At 37.6% G+C, this 11021-nt stretch carries 7 protein-coding genes and 1 pseudogene; all 8 read right to left on the bottom strand.

Annotated elements, in window-relative coordinates; translation table 11 throughout:
- Positions 1–1164 (bottom strand): annotated as a pseudogene (locus tag IEV72_RS13385) (hypothetical protein); the annotation flags it as partial.
- A gap of 16 nt (positions 1165–1180) precedes the next feature.
- A complete protein-coding gene (locus tag IEV72_RS13390; RefSeq protein ID WP_188459630.1) occupies positions 1181–2575 on the bottom strand; it encodes a TlpA disulfide reductase family protein in 1395 nt (464 codons plus the stop codon).
- A 68-nt stretch (positions 2576–2643) separates the two neighbouring features.
- Entirely contained in the window at positions 2644–3636 is a 993-nt protein-coding gene (locus IEV72_RS13395; RefSeq protein WP_188459631.1) for a phage tail-like protein, read from the bottom strand.
- A 351-nt stretch (positions 3637–3987) separates the two neighbouring features.
- Positions 3988–4971, bottom strand: a complete 984-nt coding sequence (locus tag IEV72_RS13400) for a phage tail-like protein (RefSeq protein ID WP_188459632.1) — start codon at positions 4969–4971, stop codon at positions 3988–3990.
- A 471-nt stretch (positions 4972–5442) separates the two neighbouring features.
- A complete protein-coding gene (locus IEV72_RS13405) occupies positions 5443–6546 on the bottom strand; it encodes a glycine rich domain-containing protein (RefSeq protein ID WP_188459633.1) in 1104 nt (367 codons plus the stop codon).
- Positions 6547–7307: 761 nt separating this feature from the next.
- Positions 7308–8255 (bottom strand): phage tail-like protein, encoded by a 948-nt coding sequence (locus IEV72_RS13410; protein WP_188459634.1) that lies wholly within the window; start codon positions 8253–8255, stop codon positions 7308–7310.
- A gap of 109 nt (positions 8256–8364) precedes the next feature.
- On the bottom strand, positions 8365–9336 hold the full coding sequence (locus IEV72_RS13415) for a phage tail-like protein (RefSeq protein ID WP_188459635.1): 972 nt from the start codon (positions 9334–9336) through the stop codon (positions 8365–8367).
- 769 nt (positions 9337–10105) lie between these two features.
- On the bottom strand, positions 10106–11021 hold a 916-nt coding region (locus IEV72_RS13420), incomplete at its 5' end, for a fibrobacter succinogenes major paralogous domain-containing protein (protein WP_188459636.1).

The raw sequence follows: 11021 nt of genomic DNA on the forward strand, positions 1-11021 counted from the left end.
GGTAAATTGCAAATTAGGGTTATTGGTATTGGCTCTTATAAAAAACGACTCGCCTGGTCCTACAAACTTATCAGCTGAAGAAGCAATTATGCTAGGTACACCACCATTACCTAAATCATCTACGGTTACAAAACCACCGCGGGTGTTAATCATCGGATCCCATACATAGAAAAAGACGGTATTTACATTCCCCGAATTTCCATTTAAGAGATCGCTCACATCTATTCTAGATTGATAGGGGTTAGCTAGAATACTGTAAAAGGTAGAGCTTCCCGCCGTAACTGGGTTTAAGTTTTGGTTACCAGTTACTAAAGTGCCTTGAGATACGAGTGTAGTTTCTCCAAAAGATTCATTGGAGTCTAGGTCAATTCCACGATCGCCACGCACCATTAAACGGTAAGGTACACCTACGCTTAAATCTGTATTCTTAGTATTGTTAACGGCTTCCCAACCATTGGCATTACTAAAGCTAAATAAAGACGGATTACCTGACTGAGTGTAGTCTATACCTGTAGTGGCGTTAAACTCACCTACCGTACCTATTTCTCCGGTAATGTGTGTACCTATTCCAGCATCATTAGCACCACTGTTTTGCCAGTTGTCAAAGATGCTACCACCATCTACGGGACTAGCTACCATTCTAAAAGCGCGTTTAGCAGGGTAGAACTTCTCTACACTAAGGTTGGCTGTTCCTCCGGTTGATTCTACTACATATGCTTCTTGGCCCACACTAGGATTAAGTAATGTGATTTTGTCTCCAGCAGTTAGCGTACCGCTGGTTAGTTGTAAGGTTTCACTTATTCCTAAATGACCGCCAATAACGTTTGTGGTTCCTGTGTTTTTGTCTAGCACTACGTGTTTTACTTGATCGTTAGTCCCAAATGTAAAATCATCTGTGCTATTGGCATTGCTTGTACCGCTTCCAATGACTAAAGTAGCATCATTAAAAGCAATGCTGCCAGCGCTATTGTCTAATCCGGCATCAAGGGTAAAATTAATTGCTGTAGCTGGCTTAAAGGTCAGTGTTCCTTGGTTATTTACATCTTCGTTGGTGTAAAAGGCAGCATCGCCTGCTACGTAAAGTTCTGTACCACTGTTAATTTTTAGCTGGGCGTAACTCGCTGAAACCGCAAGTAAGAGTAGTAAGTTGAGTAAATGTTTCATATTCATTGTATTTAAATTAATTTTTGAGTTGTTGTATATAAGCGTTTAAGTGTGCTAAGTTTTTAGGTTTTAATATTATTTTTAAATCTTCATTAAGCAAGAAATAAGTGGGCGTTGCATAGATGTGATAATCTTGTGCCGCTTTGGTATCCCATTTCTTTAAAGTGGTAGTCGATAAAAAGGGTAAAGCGCCTGTAAAATTTGCAAAATCAGCGGTATTTTCGTCTAGCGATACCAAAACCACTTCAATTGTTTTGTCTTTCCAAGCGGGGTAATATTCTGCTAATTCTGGAATTTGTTCTCTGCAGTGCCCGCACCAACCGGCAGCAAACACCACTACTTTGTAGGTAGCGTTAATTTCTTTTAAGGAAGCAGCCTTCATCCCTTCCGGGAAGTAGGTGTATTCTCCAAAACGAATATCAGGAGCTGTATTGCCTTTTTTCATTTGGCGGTAGCTTTCCAACTGTTTGGCTACATCGTCATTTAAGCTACAGCTTTGCTCGTTTAGAACCTTTAATGCCAGATATTCAGCTGAAGTAAATAGGCTTCTTTTTTCGAGCAGGTTAAAGAGGTATTCGGTTAGCGTATTGTACTTGGCTTCATCAATTATTAACTGTTCAAGCATAAGGTCAATCGATTCGTTTAAATCGGCAAAAACCTGATCCAATGCACCACTGCTGTTTTCGATGAACCACACGTGGTTTTCTAGCGCATCTTTCAATAAACCACTTGTATACAAACGTTCCCCTGCATAATCTAATTTTCGGAGCGCTTGGCGTGTGGCAGGAATTTCTTCTGGCTTATATTGTGCTACCAGAGAAACACTGCTAAGCAGTTTACGTACCGGGATGTACCAACTTAGGTAACTATCTGAAGGTAATTTATCCAGGAATTCTTGCTCACTGGTGTAAATGCGTTGTATCTCTTTTTCTATAGCGCTTAGGGCTGCTGTTTCTTTATTGAAAATAGCTTCGTCTGCATAGAATTTTTGCAAATACTCCCAAGCGCTTAAGGCTTGCTCACGTTTGGGCTGTTGCCTAGCATATTGCATAAACGCTTTGTTTTGAGCACCTTTACTGATTTGGATGCTTTCAGGTAAGCTTGTATTTTCTCCGTTTAGTTTAACCGTTTCTTTTTCTAAAACAGCTAGAAACGACTTGTTATTTTCGGGAACTAACAAGGCCATGCCGTAATCTTTGGGAGCAAACTCAAGCACAAAATGCCCTTCTTCATCGGTTTGTGTGCTGTCTATAACATGGGTGTCCAAACCATTAAAACCCTTAAGTAGAATGCTTTGATTTGGTAATGCCGATAACTGACCACTAATTTCTTGTGCAAAACTTTTTGAGAAAACAAGTAGCAGTGTAAGAGTAAATAATGGTTTAAGGTTGAGTAATCCTATTATATTCATTTTATTTATTGTATTCTATTTTTCAGTCAAAGTTAATTCGGGTATATGGGCAGCTTAAAACTATATTCTTATAGCTCATCTTTTATGCAACGAACAGATTTTCCTCCAGCACGATTCTCAAAGGTTGAAACAAGGGAGAAGTTACCATCAAAACTAAGGCTAGTGGCATTGTTGCCTGAAACAGTACTAGACCAATAGCTACCGTTGTTGCCATCATTTTCAACCAAACCATTACCTTGAATCCGGTAGCCTGCTACTGGTAATTTAAGTGGAGAATTAATTGCATCTTCGCTATTCTCTTCTGATAATGCAGGTTCAGATTGATCTAAAACGCCATCCCAAGAATCCCATTCGGCTAACAATTCAGCTTGTGTAGGTACACGGTAGCTATCAGGACAAGGGTCGTGCACGCCTTTATCTGCATCGATTGGGTCACCCCAACGTGCATCATTTTTATTAGATAACCAGTCACCATTTGATCTTATAAAATTACTACCTTCGCTTCCAGCAGTAACAGGACCAAGAGTGTTTGAAGAAGTACGGTCTTCATGGCCATCAGAATTTCTACCCCATTGGTATAGGTTACCGTATGCCCAACAATCGGTTCCGCCATTGCTATAAGAAGCTGGTGGTGTTCGATCGGCAGTATGAGCTCCAAGGTTTCTGTCCATCCAGGTGTCTCCTGTAATTGGGTTGAGAACGTCTACAATCTCTGTTTCATTGGCAGATAGAAAGGGTGGAATAAAACCAGATACGCAGTCAGTAGTTGGTCCAGCGGGCACAAAAAGCGAACCATCACAAGTATTAAACCATCCTGTGCTGTTATACCACTGTAAGCATTTTTCATCCGTGTTATAAATTGTTAATCCTTCAGCTGGGCTATTTATATCATTTCTAGCATCGGTGTCCATCCGCGGAGGTAAAAAGCCCTTCTCGGTACTTTCTACTTCTAACATAGCAGAATCATGTGGTGTTTCAGTACCTATGCCTACTTGAGCTTGTGTGGTGGTTAAACCAAGCAGTAGTAAGCTTATGCTCAAAAATTTTGTTATTGTTTTCATTTTATTTCTGTTTTAGTTTTTTTAATTCTCAATTCTACTTCTTCTATGGTTAGTATTGACTTCTGTCTTTTGTTAACTGTTAACTGTTAACGGTTGTCGGTTGTCCGTTGTCGATTGTGAACCGTGAAACGTGAACTGTTATCGGTTGTCAGTTATCAGTTTTTTGTTCCATTTCATTTAGTATTTCAATTTTTTTCAGTTTTGTAATCCAGCATCTAACATCCAACTTCCAAGCCTTTCATTTTAAATTTTTGATTTTTCAATTCTCACATCCCACATCTAACTTCTTATTTCTAACTTTTTTATTTGATATTTTTTATTCGACATGTTTGTTTCATCAATCTATAATTTTTAAAGTCCTAAGTAAATAAACATGTTCACACTTAAGCTTCTAGGTTTAATAGCAATAGGTTCACTTGTTCCTCCCGAGTTCACCGTTACGGTGTGGGTATGATTTCCGTTTGAATTGATGGATAAGCTATGGGAATGGTTACCATTGAATGCTATTGAAGGATTGTCCCTAGTTGTAGTACTCCAACTACCAGTAGACATTGCAGGATATGAAGCAGTTGAACTTGTACTTGTGCTATAATAGAGTGTTCCTACAGCGGTTTGATTGCTGCCACTACCATATAAATAATCACTATAACCTGAAGCTTGCATAGTAAGATACCTTCTTTGCGATTGATTTCCAATTGCAAAATCATGTCTATGATTACCTGCAGTACTTGTGCTCCCTGAGTGATTATGGCTCCCTGTATTGTTTGTGCTTCCCGTAAATGTTGTGTTCGGTAAATTGGCTTGTGTCAAGGTAGTTGTGTTTGTTCCCGTAACACTTGCCATTGCAGTATTATTTTGCACCAAATAAGCATCGGTTGCATCGGGAAGGTTTCCTGATAAGCCTAAGGAAGTGGCTACGTTTTGTTGAGCTGTACTAAGACTGCTCAATGCCCGACCGTCTAGTAAAACCCAACCATCATGGTCTGCAGATTGAATGCCTGATTTTACATCGCCATACTTCGATTGTGTTGCATAATTAACCCAATTGCTTCCATCAAAAAACCAAGCCGAATTGGTATCGGTATCAAAAACATGAAGTCCAGTAGCAGGTGTTGTAATGTTTATTCTGTTGTTACTAGACATTCTTGGGAATAACAAACCGCGCTCAGTTGATTTAAGTTCCAAGATTGCAGTTTCATCTGGAGTGGTTGTTCCTATACCTACTTGAGCATAATTTTTGTTTATTCCCAATAAAACAATAATTAAAAAAACGAAAATACTTTTAGCACTAGTGAAATAAACAGTTAGGGTTTTTTTGTGATATGATTTTTCCATTTTAAAAAAAAATTAAATGTTAGACAACAATAATATATCATCTTATGGGTCAATTAAGAATTTGCTATATAGATATCGTATAGACCATTTTAAAATTTAACTTATGTAAATAATTGAATATTAAGTATTTAATATAATATATGTTTCTGTTTATTATAATTTAAGCAAAAATTCTTCTAATTATTAGGAAAAGGTTGTTTCTATGGTTAGTATTGACTTCTGTCTTTTGTTAACTGTTAACTGTTAACGGTTATCGGTTGTCTGTTGGTTGTCTGTTGTCGGTTGTGAACTGTGCACTGTTATCGGTTGTCGGTTATCGGTTTTCTGATCCATTTCATTTAGGATTTCAATTTTTTTTTTCAATTTTCTCATCCAACACCTAACATCCAACTTCCAAGCCTTTCATTTCAAATTTCTCATTTCTTAATACTTTGTATTTACTACTTAATTTATTGTTGCTATTGTATTTTGTTAAAGACATATTCTTTGGATTGTTACATATCCATGGCCAGTATTTGCTCCTGCTGTATTGTTTTGGTTGGTACCATTGTTATAAGAACCACCACCACCACCTGCTCTTCTGGCTGCAGTACCTCCTGATGCTGATCCACCAGAATAACCGCCGCCACCGCCAGCTCCATAAGATCCATTTCTTGCACCACCACCACCAAAACCAGCAAGATATAATCCTGATTGACCTGAAGCACCAATGCCACCGTTGAAAAAAGAAAGCCCAGCTCCCGTAGTATTAGTGCCACTTCCATTAGTTAAAAGGCCACCTCCAGCGCCTCCACTGGTTGTGTCTCTATTCCCGCCATTACCGTTATCCGCTCTAGTGATACCAGGTAATGTACCTCCTGATGTTTCTATTCTACCATTTCTTTCTGCATTAACAATATTATTAGCACCATCTGAACCACCACCTCCAGCAATTATTAAAGGTGTAGATCCATCAACCACAAAAGATCCACCACCTCCAGCCAATGCTGTTTCAGGCTTATGTCCTACCAATATCGAAAGCGTAGTTCCTGCTGTTAAATTAAAGTCACCTTCTACTACCGATCCTTCTGTACCAGAGCCAGATGTTGAAGAAGCAGCATTTTCGCCCCCACCTTGTGCTCCAGCAACCTCAATTTTATATGTACCTGTAATGGGTACCGTCCACTCTTGAATTCCTTGTGTAGAAATAGTGACGTTCCCTTCTAAATTTGTATTGCTGTAGGATGAATTACATTGAGCTTGCGATGGACCAAACCTGCCCGTCTTTCCGCAGTTAGTGAAATTCCATATGGCTTGCACACAATCTCCGCATCCAATAGATCTCCAACCGCCATTTGCAAAATATACTTCAATGCAATCGGTATCTAAATTAAATATTTGTAAGCCTATGGCTGGACTGTTTATATCATTTCTTTGATTAGTTGTCATCCGTGGTGGCAAAAAACCTTTTTCGGTACTTTCTACTTCTAAAATCGCAGAATCATCAGGTTGTGTGGTGCCAATTCCTACTTGAGCAAGGACAGGGCTACAAACTAATATTAGTAGTAGTGTTGTTTTAATAAAGGAATTTCTCATCATTATTAGTTTAAATATTTTTATTTAATTGGGCAATACTAATTTTTTTTGTGCCTTTTTTGCTAAAAAAATGCTTTGTTTATGTGTCAAAAGGCTATTTTGAAACAAATTCTTAGTGTTTTTTCTTTAATTTATATTGATGAAATGGTTGATCGCTTTTTTTTATGCACCAAAGTTTTGAAATAGGATAGTTAATCAATCCTTTTTAGTTAAAACAATTAGATTTTCCCTGATTAGTGAAAGACATAGCTTTTTATCTAATTGTTTCTAAGATTTATCACCGTTTATTACTTTTTTTTAAATTCCTAACTTTCCAACTTCAAACTAGATTATTCCTGCTTTTTTCATGCAAAGTTCATTAAGATTACTCGTAGCGTACACAGAGACTTATCACATTTAAAACGTTCTGATTTCTAACCTCTCATATCTAATTTCTTGTTTCTCATTAAAAATTTAGAGTTTATAATTTTTCAATTTCTCACATAGCTATTTATTGTTTAATATTTGTAAGTTTATAACTTTGATTAACCACAAAGACACTAAGAGCACAAAGATTTTATTTCAGATTTTCAATTTTCAACTTTGTCATCTCACATCTTCAATGAGTTAGCAATTTACAATTGCGTAAACGCCTGTCCACTCTATCTATTTAGATAGCTTAGGGAATTAATCCCGTGAAACAAAGTGATACGGGACCACATCTAACTTCTAATTCCCTATCTTGTGCTGAGTTCAGTCGAAGTATTGGCGTCTAGGGGGTTTTAATCCTTAATGCAACGCACCGAGCTACCCCAAATACGCCACCAATTAGAATTCACTTCTGAAAAGCTATTATTGAATACAACATAACCGGAATGTATATCATTATGTTCTTCTACAGTACTAGACCAATAAACGCCTGCGGAGCCTTCATCAGTAGTATCCTGACCAGTTCGATATCCAGCTAAGGGTAATTTAAGAGTTGAGCCAAAAGCTCCATTAGCTTCCATATCCCAACTTAATCTTTCTGTTTCCCATTCTGGGTTTGTTGGTAATCTAAAACCAGTTGGACAAGGGTTGTTAATCCCATTTACACCTTGCCAAAGATTGTCATCCTTAGGGGAAAGCCAATCTATTTCCACATTTTCATGATCTATAAATTTCCCATCCCAAGCATTACCTGCATTTGGTACAGGTGTATTAGCAAGAGGAACGCCAGTTTCGTCAAGAATGTTGTTAGCAAGGTAAGTATCTGATTCTCTGCATTGATGCCCATCGGCAAACCTTCCCCATTGGAATAAATCACCATAAGCATTAGTGTCATTAAATGCAGATGCCACTTGAGTAGCTCCTAAATTTCTATCCATCCATATTTTTCCATCAGTAGATATAACTTCTATAACTTCTGTTGATGAGTTACAATGCACATAATTACTACTGTATGGAGTTGTAGTCACTACACTTCCATCACAAATACTAATCCAATCGGCATTATCAAATACTTCTAGGCATTTACTATCCGTGTTATAAATTACCAAAGCCTCTGCAGGATTACTTATATCATCTCTAGCATCAGTGTCCATACGTGGTGGCAAAAAACCTTTTGTAGTACTTTGTACTTCTAATACAGCTGTTTCATCGGGTGATGTTGTACCTATGCCTACTTGAGCGTTGGCAGTTGCCTGTGCTAAAAAGGCTAAGGTTATAATTAAAATTATTTTTGGGTTCATTATATTTTTATTAATATATTTTAACTTTTCTATTGTGTTTGAAATACTTTTGGTTATTATTAATTTCTGGAAAAAGTTCAAAGGCCATAACATCTGCCCCTTTATTTTACTAATTTTTAATGCAACGTATTGCTGCACCTTCGGCACGATTGGTTCCTGTCATTACCGCACTTGATGCTGTATCCATAAAGTAAAGTGCGTCAATTTGAACACCACTACCCACTGTACTTACCCAGTAACGTCCAACTGTGGTTACTACGTAACCGTTATTAAGTCTACGGTATCCAGAAATTGGCAATTTCAGGGGAGATTGAAATGCACCTGTTGCATCAGCAGAAAAATCTGCTGAAAATTCATTAAGCTCATCTTCTAGTTCTAATTTTGTAGGAATACGATAACCAGAAGGACAAGGATTGTTTTCGCCATTGACACCTTGCCATAAGGCATTATCTTGAGGGTCCAACCAATCTCTCGGAAATTCATTAGCACTGTTTAAAACAAACTTTCCGTCCCATGTGTTTCCTGCATCTGGTACTGCTGTATCAGCAAGATCAGTATTGTAGGTAGCTGAACCACTGCATTGATGTCCATCGGCAAATCTTCCCCACTGAAATAAATCACCTAAGGATTGTGAATCAGTAGTGCTTGTTGCTACTTGAGCTGCTCCCAAATTTCTGTCCATCCAAATTTTTCCAGTTGTAGATACAACATCTACAATTTCTGTTGGCGTGCTGCAATGTACATAACTGCTGCTGTAAGGCGGTGTAGTCACCACACTTCCATCACAAATACTAATCCAGTCTGCATTGTTAAATAATTCAAGGCATTTATTATCCGTATTATAAATGGTTAATCCATTAGCTGGACTAACAATACCATCTCGTTCAGCAATAGTTAACCGTGGTGGCAAAAAGCCTTTTTGGGTACTTTGCACTTCCAAAATGGCAGAATCATGAGGTGTTTCAGTACCTATGCCTACTTGAGCATAGATGTTATTTATGCTAAATAAGGCCATAACTGATAAAACCATTAGACTTCTGCTAATAGTTTTTGTAAAAATCATTTTTTTTGATTGTTTCATATTAATCTATTATTAATTTAATAGACAATTTTACTTAATTTAATAGGTTAATAAAGAATAATCAACATAGATGGCGTATAGACCAATTTAAAATTCAATTTCTTTAAATAGCTAATAACAAGCATTTTAAAAATAGATGTGTTTCTGTCTATATCAAATCTATGGGCAAATCATTCTAATCAGTAGTAGTTTTTGTTTTTTAATTCTATACGATTGGTAGGTATGTTTTTATCTAACAGTTATCTTTTTTTGTTCTTTACTACTATTTCTGCAGTGGTTTGTCAACTGTTATCGGTTGTCAGTTATCGGTTGTCAATTTTCTGTTTGGGCATTTCACTTCTAATTTCTAATTTTCACTTTTAATATAGCTATTCATTGTTCGATATTTGTCAAGCTGTAATTTTGTTTAACCACAAAGACACAAAGACACAAAGACACAAAGACACAAAGACACAAAGACACAAAGAGCACAAAGATTTTATTTCAGATTTTAAATTTTCACCTTCTTACTACTTTGTACTCAATTCCACGGTTTATATGGTTGTTATTGTTTCTGATTAAAAATGGGCAATTAATCACAAAACCTCCCAATAATCAACTTGAAATATTCACGTAGACACCATGCTAGTGAGTAAAATTAAATTTATAGCGAATTTAAAAGCATTAATGAAGCTTAAATATCAATTCTGTATTTTTGTTGGACAACAATGATTAATAATTTAGATTTTTATGATTCTCAAATCTTTGTACTTTATACTCACTACTCGTCTTAATCCTTCAAGCATCGCACAGAGTAACCACGGTCTTTAACAAGTGTAACTCGGTTTACCCACGGATCACTAACTTCTAGCCAACGTCTATGCGCTTTTGATGATTCTGTTGCTGTGGAGGTCCAAAATATAGCCCCTGCTGCAGAACTTGGTGGTCGCCAACCCCAAGTACCAGGAGACCATCGCCAACCTGCCAATAAAGCTTCAAAGCCGGAGCTTCCACCTTCTAGTAATTTAGTACCTACACTTGCTGAACTTCGAAATCCTGTATCTTCTTGATCGACAAGGCTCATTCCTAAAGAACCTTCTAAATACATCCATTCGCAATCACTTGGAACATGCCATCCTGTAGGGCATATTCCCCGCCCGCGTTCGTCGGTAGTGCCATTCATAGCGGCACTCCATTGGTAAAGTTTGCCTTCATCATCATAAGGTCCGCCTGTGTAGTCGCCGCTCCAACCTACATCAGTATCAGCTACATGATTAGGTACTGGATCAAAAGCTGTTGGGGTGTTAACAGCATTACGTCTATACCAGCATTGACCATTAATTTCAACTAAAGCTCTTGTGTTACCACCATCGATAAAACCAGTAGCTCCCGACCAGTCATATTCAATTCCTTCAGTTGAAGCTGGATCGTCATTAAGCGTTGCGCCATCTACTTCGGAACAAGGAGTAACAGAAATCAAATCGTTTGCACAGGTAGTATTATCAGTAATTCCAATTTCAGGAGGAATTTCTGTGGCTCCATCGCATGAATTATACCACGCCGAGCCATTATACCATTGCAAGCAATTGATATCGGTATTGTAAATTGTGAGCCCTTCAGCTGGTGCACTAATATAATTTCTTTGGTTGGTAGTCATGCGCGGTGGTAAAAAGCCTTTTTCGGTTGTTTCTACTTCTAAAATCGCA

This window comes from Psychroflexus planctonicus (genome assembly GCF_014640195.1).
Classification (GTDB): Bacteria; Bacteroidota; Bacteroidia; order Flavobacteriales; family Flavobacteriaceae; genus Psychroflexus; species Psychroflexus planctonicus.